Raw genomic sequence first — 21040 nt, 5'->3', positions numbered from 1 at the left:
CAAGTAATATACTATAGATCATAAAAACATCAAAGTTCAATATGCTATGATAAAAGGAGAAGCAAATTATGCAAATAGCAGTACTTCTATCTGGTGGAGTAGACAGCTCCGTGGCTCTTTACACAATGATACAAAAAGGATATAAAAATATAAAATGTTATTATCTAAAAATTTGGCTTGAAGACGAACTTTCCTACATAGGAGAGTGCCCTTGGGAAGAAGACATTAATTATGTAGAGGCTGTGTGTAAAAAATTTAATGTACCACATGAAATCATCAACTTACAAGACGAGTATTACAATAGAATAGTAACTTATGCTATCGAAGAATTAAAAATTGGTAATACCCCAAGTCCAGATATATTTTGTAATCAAAGAATAAAATTTGGTGCATTCTTTGACAAGATAAACGAACATTATGATTTAATTGTCACAGGACACTATGCCAAAATAGAAAACAAAAATGATCACTACATACTTAAACAAGCCAAAGATAAAATAAAAGATCAAAGCTATTTTCTGTCTCATCTCTCTAGAGAACAAATATCAAAACTGCATTTCCCATTAGGAGACCTATTTAAAACTGAAATAAGACAAATAGCACAAAAAATAGATTTGCCCAATAAAAACAGAAAAGACAGTCAGGGGATCTGTTTTCTTGGCAAAATCAAATATGATGAATTTATAAAATATCATTTAGGAGAACTTAAAGGTAATATCATCGAACAAGAAACAGGCAAAATACTTGGAACACATAATGGATATTGGTTTTTTACAATTGGACAAAGAAAAGGTATCAAACTCAGCCATGGCCCATGGTTTGTCACAGAAAAGGATATTCAAAATAACATCATTTATATCTCAAACAGTACAAATTACCTGAAACAAGGGAAGCAACAATTTTTAGTCCACAAAACAAACTGGATAAACAAGCCATTAAACAATGATGACTTAAGTGCCAAAATCAGACATGGAGAGAAAAAAATAAAATGTAAAATAGAAATGTTAAAAAATGATATTATAAAAGTTGATCTAGAAGAAAAAGATTATGGAATTTCACCAGGACAATTTTGCATATTTTATCAAGAAGACGAATGCTTAGGCGGAGCCAAAATCATTAAAACATTAATATAATATTATATATTTTTAAAATCATTATTTATAGGGATATTTAAATTATCCCTATAAATTACTTATCAATTTTAAAGTAATCTACTGATTCCTTTAAATTTTTAACACTATCTAACATTCTCTCAGACATTGCTGAAAGTTCCTCACTACTTGATGCTGTTGTTTGAACCAATTGACTAACTTGTTCTATTGCATTCTTAAATTGTCCGATTTGATTACTTTGATTATAACTTTCACGAGTAATATTCTTAACAAGTTCAGCCGTTTTTTCCATTCCAGGAACAATCTGCTCAAAATTATTACCTGCTTTACTTGCCACAGTCAAACTTTTATGTGCAATATCAATAATTTCTCTCGCAGACTCCTTACTTTGATCAGCAAGCTTTCTAACCTCAGCAGCAACAACCTCGAATCCCTTACCCTTATCCCCTACTCTAGCAGCTTCAATAGAAGCATTTAGAGCAAGTAAATTAGTTTGCCTTGTTATCTCATCAATAACACCTATTTTATCTGTAATAACCTCCATCGCCTCAATGGCTTTAGTAACAGATTCATATCCCTCCTTGGTTTTCTCATTAGTGTTAACAGCAATACTCTCAGTAGTAGAAGCATTATCAGTATTTTCAGTAACACCTTGCGATATCTGCTCAATGTTTGCTGTCATTTCTTCTAATGTAGACGCTTGTTCAACTGCTCCAGAACTTAAATTTTGACTCGAATTTGCTATCTGAATTGCATTCTCATAAAGATAATCAAGGTTTTCAATAACTCCTCTGGCAACAGATGAAAAATTAGACCTTAAAAGCTCCAAATCTTCATATAATCCATGAAGTTCTAACGTTTTCCATTTTAAAGAATAACTTGAAACAGTAAAATCCCCAGAAGCAAGTCTTCCAGAATAACTTAAAATTCCATTTAAAACAGAACTGAGTTTACCTACAAGATAAATAGTAACTAATCCAAGAACAACTAAAGTTACTACAAAACTTATTCCCAAAATAAAAGTAGTAAGTCTAGTCATATAATAAAAATCATTAGCATTAGCTCTTAGATATACTATAAACGAAAAATTAGATAAATTGCATTTTACTTTCTGAGAAAACCCAACAAATTCTTGACCATGAATGTCAACATAACGCCTCAAGCTAATTTCTTGATTTTTTTGAATTAAATCCTCATAACTACTCTTAACTACACTACTATAGTAAGGATTAACATTAACTAAGTTATCACCAGGCAACCAAGTATGGTGCATAAGAAATGATCCCGTTTGGTCAAATACCATAACACGACCGCTCCCCAATGCTCCAAAACTAATACCTTTAAATGAATTATAAAGATAATCGATAGCATAAAAGATCATAAAATAACCAAAAACATCACTGGTATCATGATCTCTTAAAGGAATACCTATTAATAAATAAGGAATTTGTCCTGATTTATTCCTAATCTTAGAAATATCCCTCATCAAAACTTCTTCAACAGACATAGAATCTGTCAAAAGCACAGAAGAGTTATAAATAGAACTAGAGCCCTTTAACTTAATAAAGTATTCTTTATCTGCAACAGAAATGCCATAATCACTATTATCTTTGACAGCAGTAGTAAATATTATTTCACCTTTTTTATTGGTTATCATCAGGTTATTACCTCTGCCTGTTTTAACCAAGATCTCAGTTTGATCCAAAATAGCTTCTATTCTCTTAGGCTTACTTCTAGCAATGGATTCAAATACAGATGAAGAGTCTAAATACATTGAGTTAATTTTCACTCTCTCTTCCATTGAAGAAAGATAAAGGGTTAAAGAATTTTTAACATTTCCAATAAGATTTCTCATAAGATCTAACTGCTGAGCTACTAAACTAGAATTAATCGACATCCCAAATACGAAAAACAATATAGAAATAAAGATTGCTATAAGAATACTAACAATAAGCAATATCCTAACTTTCAGCTTCATACGCTAACCACCTCTTACAAAAATAAATTCTAAAAATCTGAAAAATCCTCATCAAAATCCAAATCTTTATCGACAACATCAATGGCTTTCTTAGGATCTACCCTCTTATTAATAGACTCATAACTTACGTTTGAATCACCATGTATATCATCTTGTCTATCTCCTAAAGATGAATTATTATCCTTATTCAAAGAAGTAAGACTGCCTGTCATCAAAACATCATCACCAGCATTAAGTTTATCAAAAGCAGCAACCTCAAAATCTTTAACTTTGAAAAAAGATATTACTTGTTTGAGCTCTTGAGCCTTTTCAAGCATCCTATCAGCCATACTTGAAAGTTCTTCACTGCTTGATGCTGAAGCTTGAACCACTTCTCCAACCTGATCAAGAGCTTCTTTAAACTGTATAATTTGATCATTTTGCTTATAGCTTCCCTCAAAAATCTTCTTCACAAGATTGGTAGTCTTTTCTATTTCAGGCAACATATCCTTAAATATCAACCCAGCTTCCGTTGCCAATCTAGAATTCTCTTCAACTAATTCACCAATTTCAAGTGCAGACTCTTTGCTAAGATCAGCAAGTTTTCTAATTTCACTTGCTACAACAGCAAACCCCTTACCTTCATCCCCAGCTCTTGCAGCCTCAATAGCCGCATTTAAAGCAAGCAAATTAGTTTTTCTAGCTATCTCTTCAATAACACTGACTTTCTCAACAATAGACTGCATAGCCACAACAGATTCTTCAACAGCCTTACCCCCTATTTGAGCATTCTCATTAGTAATTAGGGCAATTTCTTCTGTTTCTCGGGAATGAGTAACACTCATCTCAACTCCAGATGATATCTGTTCAATGTTAGCTGTCATTTCTTCAAGTGTTGAAGCTTGCTGTAATGCACTAGAACTTAAATTCTGACTTGAATTAGCAACTTCAACACTTACCTTATTAACATAACTAATGTTTTTAAGAACACTTACAATAGAATCCGAAATAGCATCTCGCATTTTAACAATTTGTAAGCCCAATGAACCAAGCTCATCAGAATAATTATACTTATCATTAATAACATAATCTTTATCTAAATTTCCTTGAACTATTTCTTTTACCAATTTTCTAACCAAATTTAACCTAAAGCTAATAATTGACTCTAACTTCACTGAGAGAATAACAACCAATATAATAACGCCTAAAATAGCACATACAATAAATTTAAAAGCCAAACTGTAAATAACCCCATAAATATCTTCATAAGGAATTCTGGCAACAAGAATTCCACTATTATCTCCAAACTCACTTCTAATAGGCAATATGGCACAATAATTATACAACTTCATCTCAGGAAAATACACTCTCTCAATCTGATAAACTGGTATCTGACCTCGTACAAGAGGTTTCAGAGGGGGTTTGGTCAATACATCCTTTAAAACACTAAGAAATTTAGCACTAACTTTAGAGCTCTCATTATATTCTATTAAAGGATTAACAAGATTATTGTATGGATCTAAATATAATAAATTTCCTCTATTATAAAACCCAAATCTAGATCTATCTAACTTATCTCTTATTACATCATCAAGTAAATAACCTACCAAATAGCCAAGAAACACTTTATCTTCTGCTGAATATACAGGAACAACTATTGCAGAAGTTTTTTTATCTTTATAGTGAGATCTAATAGCAACCTCTCCTGCTATCCCTTCAGTAAGACCAGGATACCAACCAATAAAATTTAATTCCCTTTTTTTATATTCTTCTACAGATCTTTTAAAATACTCAGTATTTGACTCAGACTGACCAAAATCTATATTATTGGCATGTCTAGTAGAAACGATTATTTTACCTTCAAAATCAAGAAATGCAAATTCTTCATAAAAAGTATCAAGCTTTAAATTGAACAATATATCATATACCCGATTTCGATATTTTTTATTCCCCTTTACAGCATCAAGAACTATTTTAGAATGCTCTCTAAGTCTATCTAATTCGACCTCTGAAAAAATATTTCCACCATTTTTAATAAACGAATATTCACTCATAGTCTCAAGAGCTAAATTAGAACTTGCACCATCAATTATGATATAAAATGTATCTAACAAAGCCTGCACAGCAAAAGCAGCTCGTCTTATTTGAGCTCTTGTAACTTGTTTATAATAACTTTCTAAATAACTACCCAAAATAAACTTAAAAATTAAAGAAATAAACAATATAGTTATCAACAAATATAAAAATAAAAAACCAATAAACCTGTGCTTAATTTTTAACATAAACCTACCTCGTAAATTAATCACTCACTTAATTAATTTAACAAACATAAGAATTAAGTAGATACCTCTCATAACTTTATATCAAAAAATATAATTCTCAAATAAACCCTAAATAATTCCACCTGTATATTAAAAGAAATAAACATAAAAATCAATCTTTTTTATAAGGTAAACCTAAAGCTTTAGGGGCATAATTCCTTTTTGAAAAAAACATAAGACTCAAAATCACTACAACATAAGGTAAAATGATTAATATTTTAAGAGGAATTATTAAAGACAAAAAAGAAAATTGAGACATCATAACAACTAAAGTTCTTATAAAAGAAAACAAAAAGCTACCCATCAAAATTCCAAAAGGTTGCCAATTTCCAAAAATCACCATAACAATGGCAATAAAACCTTGTCCACCAATAATTCCTTGCATATAACTTGAAGCAATCACAGTAGAGAGAACTGCTCCAGCAATTCCCGCAAATAAACCACTTAAAAGGACACAAAAAAACCTAATCATAAATACATTAACTCCAAGAGATTCTAAAACTTCTGGTTCCTCACCACTAGCTTTAATCCTAAGCCCAATTTTAGTATATTTAAACATAACATGAAAAATCACAACACATATTATTGCAATATAAAATGAATATCTCTTACCAAAAATCTGAAATATAAGAGACCTTTTATCCAAAACTCCGTCAAAAAGTATGGGCAACTTAATATCTATTGGGGGAGTTGAAGCAGAACCAAAAATAAAAGTTCCAAACAACATCGCAATAGATGGTCCTAAGAAATTAATAGCCATCCCAGTTATTACCTGATCTGATTTAAGAAAAACAGTAAAAATAGCATGAAGAATTGAAAGAACAAGCCCTGAGACCCCTCCCGCAAAAATTGCAAATAACGGACTACCATAATAATATGCAACTGTAGCACCAACAAATGCCCCAAGAGCCATTGTGCCCTCAAGACCAATATTGATTATTCCACATCTCTCACTTATAAGTCCTCCAAGACCAGCCAAAATTAAGGTCTGAGAATTTATGAGTGTTTCACTAATTAGAAATATTAGTGCGTTTAACATTTTTTATACTCCTCAAAAACATCTTATTTAAAAAATGACTAGCAGAAATCATAATCACCACTATCCCTATCATTAAAGACACAATTGAAGATGACAATCCCATTAAACTTTGTACTCTGCTACTACCATAAAACAAAATTGAGAATAAAGTACTTGAAAATATTATTCCTATTGGAGAATTATTTCCTATCAAAGCAACAGCTATACCATTAAGACCTGTTCCTTCCATATAAGTAAGCTTAAATATTGCCTTATTAACACCCATAACCTGTATAGCACCTGCAAGACCCGCAAGTGCACCTGCAAGAAACATAGTAAACATTAAAACTTTTTTAATATCAATTCCAACACGATAAGAAGCGACAATATTACGTCCAACAGAGCTTATTTTAAACCCAAGCATCGTCTTATTCAATAAAAACCACATTAAAATAGCAATAATTATCCCAATAATTATCCCAAAATTAAGAGGAGCCTTTAATACATCATTAATAAATGGATGTTTTGCTCTATAAGCAAGTCCCTCAGGTGAAAGTTTCCAAGAACCAAAAAAATCAATAAAAGCACTTTCGCGAATCGGCTTTGATAAATCACTATTATCCTTTTTAATAGCAGGCAAATCTATAATTATATTATTTAAATGAAATAAAATCCAATTAAACATTATCCCTGAAATTACTTCATTTATGTTAAATTTAATCTTTAAATATCCAATTAAAACACCTAAAATCCCTGACGCTAAAGATGCAAAAAAGAAAATGCAAATTACGTGCAATACAGGAGGCAAATCCAAAAAAATTCCAGCTATTAAAGCTGAAATTGAACCAAGCATAAATTGACTCTCAACACCAATATTAAAAAGTCCCACTTTTAAAGCAATGCCAATCGAAAGACCCGTAAAAATCAATGGCGTGACATAGCTTACAATATACGCAAAATGTTTAGGAGAAGAAAATATAACTTCTATCATTAGATAGTACATTCTAAAAGGAGAATACCCAAGAATTAATACTATTAATCCAAGAATTAAAATCCCTAAAAAAAATGCAAAAAAATTAATAAATATCGATGAATTTAAAAATACTACAATTGCCTCTTTATATTTATAATTATTAACTTTCATTCAAACTATACCCCATCATCATTTTTCCAATAACATTAGCATCAAAATTATGCTCTAAAATACCGATGATTTTACCATCGTACATTACAGCTATTCTATCACAAACACTTATAAGCTCATCAAGCTCAAGAGACACAAGAAGAATTGTTATGCCCTTATCCCTCTGCTCTAAAAATTTTTTATAAATGTTTTCAATAGCACCAACATCAAGTCCCCTTGTAGGTTGAACTGCTAAGAGAACCTCGGGTTTCAAATTAATTTCACGTGCAACAATGACCTTTTGTTGATTACCTCCAGATAGATTTTTAACTTTGTTCAAAACATCCCTTGGTGTAATATCAAATGAAGCTGCAAGTCGTTCACTTATCTTCTTAAGAAAAGTTAAATTAAAATTAACAAACTGTTTTTTAACAGCATTTAAAAACTTAACCTTTAATTTACCATTACCTATACCACTACTCTTCATTTTTAAATAATTCACATCATCAAAACTTTTAATTCCAATATTTTGTAAAATGTTAAAGTCTAAAATAAGACCATGCTTTTGTCTATCAGATGGAATATGGCCAATTTTCCTATCTATTATTTGTTTAACACTAAGACCCTTGATTGATTCAAATTTGCCATCAACTCTCTTAAGTATATCTCCGTTAAAGATATCTCTAACCCCAAGAATTGCTTCGACTAATTCTTCTTGACCGCTGCCTTCAACTCCAGCTATCCCAAAAATCTCACCTTCTCTAAGATTCAAACTAATATTCTTAACTTTCAAAACACCCCGTTCATCTTTAACACTTAAATCCCTAATCTCAAGAACGTTTGTGTGATCAACAATCTGCCTCTTGGAGATATCAAGAGAAGTTTCTTTGCCTATCATTAATTTAGTAAGCATTCCCTCATCAGTATTAGCAATATCAAAAGTCCCAACTACTTTCCCAAGACGCATAATTGTACACCTTTGTGCCACAGCCTTTATTTCTTTTATTTTATGTGTAATAAGTATTACAGTATGCCCCTCTACAGACAATATTTTTAAAACATTCATAAATTCATCAATCTCATTAGGCGAAAGTACCGCTGTAGGTTCATCAAAAATAATAATATCTGCATTTCTATAGAGAACTTTGAGTATTTCTACTTTTTGTCCCATTCCAACACTTAAATTCTCAATCGGCTTATCAGTATCTATTTTTAAACCATATCTTTCAGAAAGTTTAAGTATCTTCCTCTTTGCATGATTATAATTAATAAATCCAAATTTTGAACCTTCATATCCTAAAATAATATTTTGTACAGCCGTAAATTTTGGAATTAACATAAAATGTTGAAAAACCATCCCAATACCACTTCGAATAGATTCGCTTGAATCTTTAAGTTTTAGTTCATTTCCTCTTAAAAAAATCTGACCGCTATCGGGCTTGTGAATTCCATAAATAGTTTTCATTAAAGTGGTTTTTCCAGCACCATTTTCACCAAGAATTGCATGTATTTCTCCCTTTTTAAATCTTATACAAATATTATCATTAGCAACAAAATCACCATATCGCTTAGTAACTTTATCTAAAATTAATATGTCTTGCATTAAATATAACCCGAAATTTAACAAAGATAAATAACATTTTATTTATACCTTAACCAAATATATTAAAACTAAAAACAAATATTTTCAAGAGATTTTCAGAAAAAAAATCAAAAATAATGTAAAATATAAAAAATCATGCAATAAATTTAATAAAAGACAAAAAATAATGATAAAATGAAGGCACATTATGATAATGACAAAAGGATTAAAATATGAGAATTAAAGCCTGCATTTTCGACATGGATGGAACTTTAATAAACAGCATCATGGATATTGCATTTTCAATGAACTTGGCACTAAAAAAATTAGGATATACAGAAATTAAAACAGATGAATTTAACACTCTTGTTGGCAGAGGATATTCTAAATTAGTAGAGAACACCTTAGAGCATCTTAACGTAAACTTAAATGATAAACACCTCAAAGATAATCTTTATCAAGAATTTGTAAAAGCATACAATCAAAATCTTTATTCCCTAACAAAAGCATATGATGGTATACCAGAACTTTTAAGAAAACTAAATTCACTTAACATCCCTGTTGGAATCTTAAGCAATAAAAACCATGAAGAACTATTAATAATATCAAAAGATATATTCAAAGACATAAACTTCTTTGAAGTGAGGGGCTACTCACCAAGATTTGAGGCAAAACCAGATCCTTCAAATGCACTTGACATGATAATAGAATTAAATCTCATGCCAAAGGAAATAGCATACATCGGAGACAGCGATGTTGATATGATCACTGCTCAGAATGCAGGATTTTTACCTATAGGGGTTTCATGGGGTTTTAGAACAATAGAAGAATTAAAAGAAAGCGGAGCAAAATACATTTTAAGTAGTCCATCTGAACTTTTGGACATAATCAAATGAATTCAAAAGTATACTTCCCACACCTGTATCATTATTTATTTAATCATGAAAGCATAAAGGGATTATCGGTTTTTGAAAAAGAAATTGAAATAATCAAATATTTAGAAGAAAATAAAAAAACTATTTCAACATTTATAGACGAAAATTTTAAATCTGATACTGATTCACTTATTCAATACGTTAAAGAAAAAACTGACATAATAATTACTCCTCTTGTTTTATCAAACATCGAATCTATTGATCTAAATATTGTAAAAGACCTCTTTAACAAAGAGCTTAATAAAAATAATCTAGAATTAATATTTGGTTCTATTAAAGCAAATCCTTACTTAAGAAAAGAATTCTTATACGATTTCAATGCCATAAGTAGCGGGCATATAACATTTTATATAAACAAACTCTTTGAAGACAAAAATTCTTATACAACACACCTAATCAAAAAAGAAAATGATATGCTTGATTCTTCAAAAATTGTAAAAAATTACATAAAAATTCTACTCTTATTAAGAGTTCTAATAATTAAGTTTTATTTAGAAAAAGAAATAAAATTAATGCCAAGAAATATTGAAAATACAGCAAAATTAGTTAGCAGAGAAATTAAATTTTTAGATGACAATACAGTTAGTCTGATAACTCAAAGTCTATTTAAGTATGAAAATTTAAGTAACATATCACCAATTGCAACATTAATATCCATTTTTTCAAACAGAACCAGAATACCAAACATTAAAAACAATAGAATAAAGGGATTTATAGGTTATGATGAGAGCTGGTTTTCAATAAAACAATTAAACTCAAAGGAGCATGATCCAAGAATTATTAAAGAACTTCTAGAAATAGCTAGGAAAAATAAATGGTAAAAATACTTTCAAATTTTTTTAAGGCCACTTTAATCGCATCAATAATTGCATTCCTAATAGAAGAATTATCAATAATACTTTTCTTGCCATACAAGATCCGATTCGCTCTAATATTCATTGGATTTTTATTCGACGCAATATTGATCTTGATCTTTTTATACAAAATTTCAAAAGCTTATTTTTCACAAAAACTACAAATATATATAAGAAATAATTTATTTTTTGATCTAATTCATTGCTTAATTCCCTTAATATTTTATAGCTCTCATCAAATCCAAAATATAATTAATCCTCACGAAACAATTCTAAGTCCAATCGTACTTTCACTTTTCAAATTAAGATTCTTAAGACTCCTTAGATTTAACGACCTAATGATTGAAATTTATTATAATCCAAAAGAAAAAAATCTAATCTTAGTTGCATTTGCAAGAACATTTTCAATAAGTTTACTAATTCCATTCATATTTTTTATAATATTTTCAAGTTCAGGTTTTGCAAATACAATTCCAGAAAAGCAAGAATTTAATATCATAAAAAACATCTCAATAACAACTGAAAAAAACTATATCAAAGAAAAATATCCCTTTATACTAATAATTAAAGATACAGATAAAACAATATATTCTAAATCTGACGATATATTTTTCTACTACAGTCCCAGCGAATATAAAATTATCGAAATGGATCAAACAAAATTCTATATAGATAAGTATCTGCAAAGAAAAAATGATTCTGTAATGGGGATATTTTTATTTACACTTTTTATATCATTTGCACTGTTTTTAACAAATTTTTATAAATTTTTTAAAGCAAGTTTTCTAAATCCAATTATACTAATGCAAAAAGTATTACAAAATCCAATTGAGTATAGAAAAATTCAAATTCCATTCCATTTCAGCGAAGAAAAAGTATATGAAATGGCAAAAACATTTAATAATGTTTTATTAAAAGACAAACTAAACGCAAAAAGAAGAAGCAAACTTCCCTTAGAAATTGAAAAAGTGAAAAGAATAATCAATAGCAATAAGGAACATGTATGATAAAAAAAATATTTCTGTTACTAATTATTAACACATCAATCCACTCAAGATTAATAACAACTTCAATTGAAAAACGATCATCAGAAGCAACAAAAAAATATTCTGCTTTTAATCTAATAATAGAAGAAGAATATTATACCAAACATTCAAAAGGCACACATGAAATGCAAATATATGAATTAACAGAAAATTTTATAAAGAGCATTTTAAGAGATAAAATTAACTACACAGCAATAACTCCAACTTATAAAGAAGCCAACAAATATTTACTACAAAGTGAAATTATTGACAAAAATTTCTCAAAATATAAAATATTTAAAATCAAAGCCATAGATTCAATTTTTAAAAGCTCAGCACTAATATATACCAAAAAGGGCTTTTATAAGCTAGAGCTATATATAGGCAACAATAACAAAAATAAATTAGAAATTTTTAATCTTAACATGTCATATTTCACAAAACCATTAAATGAAATAAATAATGAAATGATTTTTTATAAAAAATACTAAGCTACTAAGAACATACTATTTCATTTAACAAATACAGACATCACTCTTTGAAGAACCTTAGCTCTATCAAGAGGCTTCACAATAAATGTCTTTGCACCTTTAATTAAACAATCTTTCACCAACTGTTCTTTTCCTAAAGCAGAAATCATTATTACTTTAGCATTTTTATCAAATTCCATAATATTAGAAAGACAAGTTATCCCATCCATCTTGGGCATAGTAATATCAAGAGTAACAACATCAATATTAGGATAATGGTTTTTATATTTAATCACAGCTTCCTCACCATCAGCAGCAGTATCAATAATATTGAATCCTTCAGAAGTAAAAATTTGTGTAAGCTGCTTTACAGTAAAAACTGAATCATCCACGATCAAAACATTAAAAGGAACTCCGGTGTCATAATTGATCCCCTTTGGTTTATTTGAAGAATCCACAGCAATTGTAGTTTTTTGGATCATATTAAACCCTCTTCTTTCATAATAAGTACTTTCAACTCCATAATCATATCAAACCCTCTCTCTTATTGCAATATTAACTTCGATAATTTTACCATCTGGTAAAGTAAAGGGAACTATTAATGCTTCAGAACCCTTATTACTTATTTTCATATTTTCTCCATAAATAAAAGCTGGTGGGGTTATATCAAATACAAAACCCTTAGCATGCAAAGTAGTAACAAAATTGCCAGCAATAATATTACCAACTTCCGTAAGAGTTGCTGCTACCATCTCTTTAGTCTCTTCATCATCAAAATCAACATACTCCTCAAAATTCAACTTTGAAGCAACAAAAAGCGCGGTATCAATATCCATATCAATAATAATACTACCTTCAACAGAACCTGCAAGTCCTACAATTACAGACACTCCTCTTATTTTTTGATTTATCGACTTAAGTCCAGGACTGCCCATCTGAATGTCTTCAACAAGCAACATATCCCTTAAAACTGAAGAAGCAGCATCTAAAAATGGCTCTATATAATCTATTCTCATTAATTTCTCCTTTAAATCCTTTTATACAAATTAAAATATTTAACAGATCTATCTTTCATAAAAAGATCATTGTTCTTAAGTTCTTCATTATCTCCTAAAATCAAAAGAGCACCGCTAACAGATTTTTCTGCAATCGCATCCAGAATTAAATTCTGACCATTATCATTCAAGAAACATAAAATATCCCTTAAAAAAACAATTCCCAAATTTTCTGGAAATTCTGATAAAATAGCATCTGAATATTCAAATAAAATATTATTCATAATCTCTGGTTTGAATTTATAAACTCCAGGACTCTGCTCAAAGGAATTCTTTCTATAAATCTCGCTTAAATTAATATCAGACTCTGAGAAAATCAAACTAGAAGTGCCAATTACTTTAACTAAATTATTATCAATAGCTGTTACCTTAAAAGGATTTTTATAAGACTCATATAAAACATTCACAAAAGATATTGTCTCCTTTCCATCACCACATCCAATCTCAAAAACATTTAAAACAGTACCAACACCACTCATATCATTAACATATGGCTTAACAATTTCATCCTGAAATTCTTTCAAATATCTATCATCCCATAAGCGTCCTGATGATTTTGAATAAAATTCACCTAAAAAATTATCATAAGATAAATCATTAATATTTGCAATATCTAATTGCATACCAATTTTCTTTAAAAATTCATCATTTACTAAAGACGCATTGAAAGAATATTTAAAAAGATTTTCTTTAATAACCTTTAAATCATCTAAATCACCCTTAGACGACGTTGCAAGTTCACTAACAGATGATTCTGACAATTCTAAAAAATTATTGCTATAAGACAATGAGTTATCCTCATTCCCAGAAGCATCTATCTCATCATCATTTCTGCTATCTTCCAATAAAATTTTTTCTTCCCTATCATAATCAAAAATTCTATCAACATCAAGAAGAATATATAATTTTTCACCATACTCAACTACTCCCTTTATGTAACGTATAAGTGCTTCTTGGGATAGAACAGGATGAGGGTCTTGAATTAAAGAAGAATCAATTGAAAAAACATTATTAACCTTATCAACAATAACTCCTATTAATAAATCACCATTCCTAAGAACCATAATATCTTCAAGATCTCTCTTAAGAACTTCCAAATTAAACATTATTCTCAAATCAATAATAGAGATTATTTCTCCTCTTAAATTATCAAGACCAACCACATATTTTTTAGCATTTGGGACATATGTAAAATTACTAGATTTCCTAATCTCCTTAACTTGCATAATATCTACAAGATAATTATCATTTCCAATATTAAAAGAAACTACTTTAAAATCTAAATTAACAGGAGTAGGTCCTTTAACTTGATTACTTACATTATGATCACCTAAACATATCTCTTTTATTTCCATCATAAGACTATCCTTGCATATCTTTCAGGTCAAAAAGCCTAAACACATCAATAATTAAGACAACCTTACCATTACCAAGTGTAGTAGCTCCAACTATTCCGGGACTTGAAGCATACTTATCTTTAATAGGTTTTACAACAAAATCTTCTTCTCCAAGAATAGAATCCACAACTATCCCAGCCTTTTTATCATTAACGCTAATGACTATTAAAAACTTTTCATACAGGTTTTGATCGTTCTTTATATTAAAAAGCTCATCAAGTCTAAGCACAGATATAACTTCTTCCCTTAAATTATACACTTCATGATCATTTTCAAGAAGCTTAATATTTTTTTCACTAATTCTATGTGTTTCAAGAACACTATTTAAAGGAACAACATAAATCTCACTACCTGACTTTACAAGAAGACCTTGCACAATCACTAATGTTAAAGGAAGCTTTATTTTAAAAGTAGTACCAACATTAACTTTTGAATCTATAACAATAGTTCCATTTAATTTCTTAATATTATTTTTAACAACATCAAGTCCTACGCCTCTGCCAGAAACATCTGTAATCTGACTAGCTGTTGAAAATCCTGGTTCAAAAATTAAGTTCAAAATCTCACTCTCAGATAAAACCGTATCTTCTTTTATTAAACCTTTCTCAATTGATTTTTGCCTAATAATATCTGGATCTATACCTCTTCCATCATCCTCAATCTCAATTGATATCACATTACCTTCATTCTTGGCACGCAAAATTATATGACCAGCTTTATCTTTACCCTTGCTAAGTCTCTCATCAGCAGTTTCAAGACCATGATCCATAGAATTTCTAACACAATGCATTAAAGGATCTACAAGATCATCTATAACAGATTTATCAACTTCCGTATCTTCCCCTTCAGTACTAAGCTCTACAATCTTGCCTAGCTTTTTTGAAAGGTCTCTTACCACTCTTGCAAATCTTGAAAAAATACTAGAAACTGGTAACATTCTTGTCCTTAAAACACTCTCATGCAAATCAGTAATTATCCTAGAGAGTCTATTAGAGGCAAATCTAGAATCTTGAAGAATTTTAAATAGTAAATCTCTTAAACCTACCATATCCTGTAAAGTTCTATCAAGCTTATGCTCCACCAAATTTGCTATTTGGTTCTCAAGAGAGCTTTCCAATTCCAAACCCATATCCTTAAAAATCATCTTTAAATCTACCAAAAAACTATTGCGAAAACTTTCTTGATAATCATAAAAATAATTAAAACTATAAAGGAAAGAGGTCATATCAGAATTTATTTGATTATAAGTTGATTTACTTATAACGGCTTCACTCACAAGGTTTAATATGGAATCTATTCTTTTACTATCAATTCTAATCAAATTGACATTTACAGCTGTCTTCTTAGATTCCTTAGAAGAGGCATAACTACCAACTTCGGTATTTAAATTTACATCCTTAATATTTTTTAAATCAATTTCGTTAATATCAAAACTAACAACAACATCTGACAAATCTACCTTTTTAGAAATACTATCCACTGAGGTATTTGATATTAAATAATATACAATAAAATCAAAAAATTTATCAGCTAATAAATCTTCAGGAATAGATTTATAAACTTCTCCTAAACTTTTTAACGCCTGCAACATCTGAAGTCCAGAAATTGTTGACATAGGATTATCTTTATTGAAATTTAACTTTACCTCAAATAACTTAGCATCACCAATACGCTCTCTTAAACTTATAAGCTCATCATTAGAAAGCTGCACTTTTACTTCAGACAGAGTATCATTAACAACAGTATTTCTCTCAATTACCTCTATTTTTGCCAACTCACTATCAATATCAAATTCATCAATTGCATAACTCAAAGCAACACCAGACAATTTGATTTTTTCTTCAATAGTATTATTATTTAAAGATATTAAATAATAATCTACTCTTCTTAAAAACTTATCTGCAATAAGCTGTTCATAATTAGGAAACGTATACAGAATTGGTCCTAAATCTTTTAAAGCTTGAAACATCTGTATACCAGCAATTGTAGACATAGGATTATCTTTATCAAAATAAATACTCACTTTTAAAACTTTTTGACCAAGTCCAACAACTTCGCGCATATCACTAAGCTCACGGGAAGAAAGTAAAAATTCATCATCATTTATATTCTCTAAAGATATTCCGGAAACTGTCTGATGCTCGTCTCCTAAAAACCTTCTTAATTTATTTTTAAGATCGCTTACATCTTGTAAATAAACATCTCCATTAAGACGTGCATCAAGCATTCCTTTTATTACATCAAGTGCATTTAAAAGTAAATCAACAAGGTCATTACATATTTTTAATTTGTTATCTCTAATAGCATCAAATACATCTTCAACAATATGAGTAAAACCTGAAAGTTCCATCATATCAACAGAAGCTGAGCCGCCCTTAAGAGTATGCGCCGCCCTAAATATCTCATCAATAGTTTCTGCATTACTAGGGTCATCCTCTAATGACATAATATTTTCTTCAAGAGTATCTACAAGATTCTGAGCTTCCTCAAAAAAAATCTCTAAAAGCTCTTTGTTTTCTGAATCTAGCATTAGCTTATTTTTCCTACTTTACCTTAATAGAGGCTCAATCTTAAAGATTCAGCCCTATTAACGAATTAAATTTATTGTTCTTTAGTACGTGCTCCAGATTCATCATTACTACCCTTTTCTAAGAAATCTTGAAAAGACTGATCTGGCATTGACACATCTTCTTTAATCTTTAAAACTTTCTTAAGAGCTTCCTGTGCTTTTAATTTTCGAAGTGATTCTGCCCCACGTGTCTCATAAATCTTAAATACAGATTCATTATCAATATCAGAATCCAAAGAAACACTTAACTTATCATAAATAACTCTTACATCTTTAACATAAAAAATCAAATTCTGATCTTTTGAGCTATGAGACTTTGACACTCTAAATGCCTTAAATCTCATCTTACTTGAAGGAAGAGGATAGTTAGGAATATTATCTTTACCTGTTATAGCACTTATGCCTGGAAGATAATTAGGATTTGACCATACCAAATCTGCCCAACCTTTAAATCTTAAGGTACCTAAAGGATAAACATATTCCATCCCACTCATATCTTCAAATAAAACTTCAAGATCAACCTCATGACCCAAACTGTAAACAGTAACCTTAACTTCTCTCATAGTTTTAACATTATCAATTAAACCTTTACCTAAAAATTGATTTCCGTCTTCTCCAGCATGAAAAGGAATCTTAAATGGAGGTAAAATCATTGCAGAAGATTGAGAATAACTTGGAAATAATACTCTCACACCTAAGATTGTATCACCTGCATATCTTTTAGATTCACCCTTAACAACAGCTGGAGCAACAACAGAATTTTTTACATAAGCCTGCATCCTAGATGAAGGGGTTAAAAGAACAGTCCAATTACTTATTCCAAGATCTAAGACCATATCTTCTGCCTTCACAATATTTGAAGCCCCAGAATACACAAGTTCAACATAATCTGTAAGATCAAGCTTAGTTGGGCTTGCATCTCTTGAAAGTTCCGCAAAATCAAGAACTAACTCACCAGGCTCATTTTTCACAGCATTATCACCTGATGATGCTCCAGGTACTTCTTGTCCGAAAAGAGAGCTTAAGAAAATAAGAAAAAATAAAACAAAAACAATATTTTTTACTTTAGACATAAAAATCAACTCCTTCTATAAAATCCTTCTATAAAATAATTTATAGCTTTTTATTTTTAATTACAGTATACCCGAGATTGCCTAAAAATGCCTTAAACATTTAGAACATACCCCTCAATAAAAATAACAATTTTTCTAATATTTCCAGGATAGTTAAAATCAATTGTTTCTTTTAAAGATTTAACAAACAAATTTACTCTCAGTTTATCAGAGTCATTATAACCATCATTTTCAAAAAAATTATAAAACTCTTTTGAAAGATTTATAAAATATACATCATTACTTATAAAAGAATACAAAAATTTTACGTTCCTTGTGCCAAATTGCAAAGAAAAACCCTTACTATTACCCAATAGAAAATCTTTAACTAAAAAATCCAAATTCTCTTTAAGAGTTTTTTTCTCCTTTAAATATCTTAAATCAGCAATCAATTCATTTTCACAATAAAAATAGAAAACTTTCCTAAAGAAGATTTTCTCATAATTTAAAAAAATCATACATAAAGAAAATAGAAAACTTAACAATAAAAGTGCAATTAGTATCTCAAATGAATATTTTGCTCCATTACGACTAAAAAAACTACAATAAATAGAATTATTTTTCATAAAATTCAATAAACCTAATTAAAGATTTAAGTACTAATATATTTATCTTACTCATATAATTGTAATCCAAAATTAACATAGCATCAGCAATGTTAGATAAAAACCCAATTTCAATTAACACAGCAGGCATACTACTATTTTTAATCACAAACCACTGCTCTTCTCTAATTGATCGAATTTTGGTCTCACATAAAACATCAATAAAAGTCTCATATAAAATCTCAGCTAATTTTTTTGACTCATATTTATACTTAATATCTAGTATATCATTAAGCTCCCTCAAGTATCTATTACCTCTAATATCATATCCTTTAAAATTTCTTACAACTTCTCTTTTGGAATCTTGAGGAAGATACCAAAATTCAATTCCCCTGGCTTTAGGATTTGGCGCATTATTCACATGTATTGATAAAAATATAACATTATGTGGAAAATCTGGTTTAATTGCATTCGCAAGCTCAGACCTATCTTGCAATGACACAAAAACATCATCTACACGTGTTAATAAAATGTTTCTGTCTAAAAAATAATTACTCAAGATTTTATATAAATGCATAGAATAAGTTAAAGAAAAATCTTTCTCTAAAAGAGTAATATCATGTTCATTGATTTTATGAGTTACAATAGCTCCTCTATCACGTCCGCCATGACCAGGATCAATTACTATCGACGTTATTCGTGGCTTACTGTAGCTTTGCAAAGCTCTAAAATGATTTTCAATCTGCATCAAAGCCCTCTTGGTTATCAAAATCTCTCCCTCCTTTAAAAGGATAGGATCTACATAAATATAATAACCAACAGATGAGAGACCATATTCAAAACCTACTTTAAGCTTAAGATGTCCCTTCTCATGTTCAATTGTAAGAATATCATTTGCAATATCAAAGTTAAACTTAAAAAACTTACTATCAAGTGAATCCAGAATATTAACGTAATCAACTTCCTGAGCCTCTAAAAACAGATAAACAGAGATTAAATTAATCAATAATATTATTTTCCCAAAGTTCAATTGCACTCTTTAAGTCACCTTTAAACCTTAAGCTATTTTTAGTAATTTCATGTTTGATTTCTTTAAATTCTCTGCCAAATTTAAAAGGGTTAATGCCATATCTTAAGCATAGTTTCAAAAATCTAAAGAACGAAAATTTTATTCCATTTCCAACAAAAATAGGAACATAATTTTTAAGCAAAAAGATCAAAAAACTTCTATTTTTTGTCAAATCTTCTGGAACATTTAAAGCGGTATATTGTATTCGAAGTTTTCTATAGATATGGACACTTTCCCCGAAATAAATAGCCCTAAGTCCAAAATCCAGTCTTTGAAAATATTCATTTTTAATTCTTCTATCAAACCCCCCTAGTTGAACAAACCTTTCTTTAGAGTAAAGACCACAATAATCCATAGTAATTAAACTTTTCTCATAATCACTCTCAGAATTTATCAAAATTACCTTAAATTTCTGCTGTTCATCAATAGTGGGAATAAAAACTGATGGAACAACTTCCTCTTCTTTGTCAAAAAACTCTCCACCAACAAGAAGCACATTCTTTTTAACTATTTCATCAAATATATTAGGAATCCAAAAAGGATTTAACAAATACATATCACTTTGCAACACAAAAACAAAACTACAAATGGATTCTTTCATAGCTAAGTTGACCTTCTCGCCAGAATTCAAATCATCAGAAAGTAAAATAAACTTCAATTTATCATAACTCTCTGAAATAAATTGAAGAGAATTTCTATTACTTTGCTTTTCAATAGAAATAATTTCTCTGATAAAATCAAAATTAGAGAGAGATCCAAATAAATCTTCTCTAAAAATTTTTGTACCCCTATTTAAAATTACAAAAGAGATTCCAAAAGTTGACCTTTGTACATAATTATTTTTAGACTGAATCACTGTATAAGAATAGTCATTACTCTTAAAATACATAAACTTA

The 21040-nt window shown here is 29.4% G+C and carries 18 protein-coding genes; 5 read left to right on the top strand and 13 right to left on the bottom strand.

All coding sequences use genetic code 11. The annotated features are described in order from the left end of the window. Positions 1 to 68 precede the first annotated feature (68 nt). On the top strand, positions 69 to 1133 hold the full coding sequence (mnmA, locus tag bpSLO_RS03440; protein WP_025407328.1) for a tRNA 2-thiouridine(34) synthase MnmA: 1065 nt from the start codon (positions 69 to 71) through the stop codon (positions 1131 to 1133). Positions 1134 to 1188: 55 nt separating this feature from the next. On the opposite strand, the gene bpSLO_RS03435 is transcribed toward mnmA, so the two are convergent. The 5 genes from bpSLO_RS03435 to bpSLO_RS03415 all read right to left on the bottom strand — a co-directional run bounded on the left by bpSLO_RS03435 (position 1189) and on the right by bpSLO_RS03415 (position 9134). Then, on the bottom strand, positions 1189 to 3090 hold the full coding sequence (locus bpSLO_RS03435; RefSeq protein ID WP_025407329.1) for a methyl-accepting chemotaxis protein: 1902 nt from the start codon (positions 3088 to 3090) through the stop codon (positions 1189 to 1191). A 29-nt stretch (positions 3091 to 3119) separates the two neighbouring features. Then, positions 3120 to 5351 carry a methyl-accepting chemotaxis protein gene (locus tag bpSLO_RS03430; protein WP_025407330.1) on the bottom strand — a complete coding sequence of 744 codons (2232 nt, stop codon included), beginning with the start codon at positions 5349 to 5351 and terminating at the stop codon, positions 3120 to 3122. A 151-nt stretch (positions 5352 to 5502) separates the two neighbouring features. Next, entirely contained in the window at positions 5503 to 6429 is a 927-nt protein-coding gene (locus bpSLO_RS03425; protein ID WP_025375665.1) for an ABC transporter permease, read from the bottom strand. Continuing rightward, positions 6401 to 7552 (bottom strand): ABC transporter permease, encoded by a 1152-nt coding sequence (locus tag bpSLO_RS03420; protein WP_025375664.1) that lies wholly within the window; start codon positions 7550 to 7552, stop codon positions 6401 to 6403. The genes bpSLO_RS03425 and bpSLO_RS03420 overlap by 29 nt, the downstream gene beginning before the upstream one ends. Continuing rightward, positions 7542 to 9134 (bottom strand): ABC transporter ATP-binding protein, encoded by a 1593-nt coding sequence (locus bpSLO_RS03415; RefSeq protein ID WP_025375663.1) that lies wholly within the window; start codon positions 9132 to 9134, stop codon positions 7542 to 7544. Before bpSLO_RS03415 ends, bpSLO_RS03420 begins: the two co-directional genes overlap by 11 nt. A gap of 212 nt (positions 9135 to 9346) precedes the next feature. On the opposite strand from bpSLO_RS03415, the gene bpSLO_RS03410 reads away from it, so the two are divergent. The 4 genes from bpSLO_RS03410 to bpSLO_RS03395 are packed head-to-tail and all read left to right on the top strand — an operon-like array spanning position 9347 to position 12418. After that, the gene (locus bpSLO_RS03410) at positions 9347 to 10009 is read left to right on the top strand and encodes an HAD family hydrolase (protein WP_025375662.1); all 663 of its coding nucleotides are present in this window, start codon (positions 9347 to 9349) and stop codon (positions 10007 to 10009) included. Then, on the top strand, positions 10006 to 10869 hold the full coding sequence (locus tag bpSLO_RS03405) for a hypothetical protein (RefSeq protein WP_025375661.1): 864 nt from the start codon (positions 10006 to 10008) through the stop codon (positions 10867 to 10869). Before bpSLO_RS03410 ends, bpSLO_RS03405 begins: the two co-directional genes overlap by 4 nt. Continuing rightward, a complete protein-coding gene (locus bpSLO_RS03400; RefSeq protein ID WP_025375660.1) occupies positions 10863 to 11909 on the top strand; it encodes a hypothetical protein in 1047 nt (348 codons plus the stop codon). Before bpSLO_RS03405 ends, bpSLO_RS03400 begins: the two co-directional genes overlap by 7 nt. After that, positions 11906 to 12418, top strand: coding sequence for a hypothetical protein (locus bpSLO_RS03395; protein ID WP_025375659.1), 513 nt, complete (start codon positions 11906 to 11908; stop codon positions 12416 to 12418). Before bpSLO_RS03400 ends, bpSLO_RS03395 begins: the two co-directional genes overlap by 4 nt. 20 nt (positions 12419 to 12438) lie before the next feature. Here bpSLO_RS03395 and bpSLO_RS03390 read toward each other — a convergent pair whose 3' ends face one another. The 8 genes from bpSLO_RS03390 to bpSLO_RS03355 form a co-directional block, all read right to left on the bottom strand. Next, positions 12439 to 12879 carry a response regulator gene (locus bpSLO_RS03390; protein ID WP_011772607.1) on the bottom strand — a complete coding sequence of 147 codons (441 nt, stop codon included), beginning with the start codon at positions 12877 to 12879 and terminating at the stop codon, positions 12439 to 12441. 48 nt (positions 12880 to 12927) lie between these two features. Beyond that, entirely contained in the window at positions 12928 to 13413 is a 486-nt protein-coding gene (locus tag bpSLO_RS03385) for a chemotaxis protein CheX (protein ID WP_011772606.1), read from the bottom strand. Positions 13414 to 13424: 11 nt separating this feature from the next. Further along, positions 13425 to 14807 carry a CheR family methyltransferase gene (locus tag bpSLO_RS03380; protein ID WP_025407331.1) on the bottom strand — a complete coding sequence of 461 codons (1383 nt, stop codon included), beginning with the start codon at positions 14805 to 14807 and terminating at the stop codon, positions 13425 to 13427. 7 nt (positions 14808 to 14814) lie between these two features. Then, positions 14815 to 17379 (bottom strand): chemotaxis protein CheA, encoded by a 2565-nt coding sequence (locus bpSLO_RS03375; RefSeq protein WP_025407332.1) that lies wholly within the window; start codon positions 17377 to 17379, stop codon positions 14815 to 14817. Positions 17380 to 17450: 71 nt separating this feature from the next. Continuing rightward, positions 17451 to 18491, bottom strand: a complete 1041-nt coding sequence (locus tag bpSLO_RS03370; protein ID WP_025375656.1) for a flagellar filament outer layer protein FlaA — start codon at positions 18489 to 18491, stop codon at positions 17451 to 17453. 92 nt (positions 18492 to 18583) lie between these two features. Further along, positions 18584 to 19096: a hypothetical protein gene (locus bpSLO_RS03365; RefSeq protein ID WP_025407333.1), complete on the bottom strand. Its 513-nt coding sequence runs from the start codon at positions 19094 to 19096 to the stop codon at positions 18584 to 18586. After that, a complete protein-coding gene (locus tag bpSLO_RS03360; protein ID WP_025375654.1) occupies positions 19086 to 20081 on the bottom strand; it encodes an N-acetylmuramoyl-L-alanine amidase family protein in 996 nt (331 codons plus the stop codon). Before bpSLO_RS03360 ends, bpSLO_RS03365 begins: the two co-directional genes overlap by 11 nt. Next, entirely contained in the window at positions 20074 to 21033 is a 960-nt protein-coding gene (locus tag bpSLO_RS03355; protein ID WP_025375653.1) for a hypothetical protein, read from the bottom strand. Before bpSLO_RS03355 ends, bpSLO_RS03360 begins: the two co-directional genes overlap by 8 nt. Positions 21034 to 21040 lie beyond the last annotated feature (7 nt).

This window comes from Borrelia parkeri (assembly GCF_023035815.1).
GTDB classification, from domain to species: Bacteria; Spirochaetota; Spirochaetia; order Borreliales; family Borreliaceae; genus Borrelia; species Borrelia parkeri.
Note: the sequence above shows the minus strand (reverse complement) of the source record. Positions and strands in the feature narration are given on the sequence as shown.

Bases quoted from the DNA above. Each gene is read 5' to 3' on its own strand.
- bpSLO_RS03400 (WP_025375660.1), top strand. From the start codon at position 10,863: ATGGTAAAAATACTTTCAAATTTTTTTAAGGCCACTTTAATCGCATCA.
- bpSLO_RS03365 (WP_025407333.1), bottom strand. From the start codon at position 19,096: ATGAAAAATAATTCTATTTATTGTAGTTTTTTTAGTCGTAATGGAGCA.
- bpSLO_RS03420 (WP_025375664.1), bottom strand. From the start codon at position 7,552: ATGAAAGTTAATAATTATAAATATAAAGAGGCAATTGTAGTATTTTTA.
- bpSLO_RS03390 (WP_011772607.1), bottom strand. From the start codon at position 12,879: ATGATCCAAAAAACTACAATTGCTGTGGATTCTTCAAATAAACCAAAG.
- bpSLO_RS03370 (WP_025375656.1), bottom strand. From the start codon at position 18,491: ATGTCTAAAGTAAAAAATATTGTTTTTGTTTTATTTTTTCTTATTTTC.
- bpSLO_RS03435 (WP_025407329.1), bottom strand. From the start codon at position 3,090: ATGAAGCTGAAAGTTAGGATATTGCTTATTGTTAGTATTCTTATAGCA.
- bpSLO_RS03425 (WP_025375665.1), bottom strand. From the start codon at position 6,429: ATGTTAAACGCACTAATATTTCTAATTAGTGAAACACTCATAAATTCT.
- bpSLO_RS03385 (WP_011772606.1), bottom strand. From the start codon at position 13,413: ATGAGAATAGATTATATAGAGCCATTTTTAGATGCTGCTTCTTCAGTT.
- bpSLO_RS03375 (WP_025407332.1), bottom strand. From the start codon at position 17,379: ATGCTAGATTCAGAAAACAAAGAGCTTTTAGAGATTTTTTTTGAGGAA.
- bpSLO_RS03380 (WP_025407331.1), bottom strand. From the start codon at position 14,807: ATGGAAATAAAAGAGATATGTTTAGGTGATCATAATGTAAGTAATCAA.
- bpSLO_RS03410 (WP_025375662.1), top strand. From the start codon at position 9,347: ATGAGAATTAAAGCCTGCATTTTCGACATGGATGGAACTTTAATAAAC.
- bpSLO_RS03415 (WP_025375663.1), bottom strand. From the start codon at position 9,134: ATGCAAGACATATTAATTTTAGATAAAGTTACTAAGCGATATGGTGAT.
- bpSLO_RS03405 (WP_025375661.1), top strand. From the start codon at position 10,006: ATGAATTCAAAAGTATACTTCCCACACCTGTATCATTATTTATTTAAT.
- bpSLO_RS03395 (WP_025375659.1), top strand. From the start codon at position 11,906: ATGATAAAAAAAATATTTCTGTTACTAATTATTAACACATCAATCCAC.
- bpSLO_RS03355 (WP_025375653.1), bottom strand. From the start codon at position 21,033: ATGTATTTTAAGAGTAATGACTATTCTTATACAGTGATTCAGTCTAAA.
- bpSLO_RS03430 (WP_025407330.1), bottom strand. From the start codon at position 5,351: ATGTTAAAAATTAAGCACAGGTTTATTGGTTTTTTATTTTTATATTTG.
- mnmA (WP_025407328.1), top strand. From the start codon at position 69: ATGCAAATAGCAGTACTTCTATCTGGTGGAGTAGACAGCTCCGTGGCT.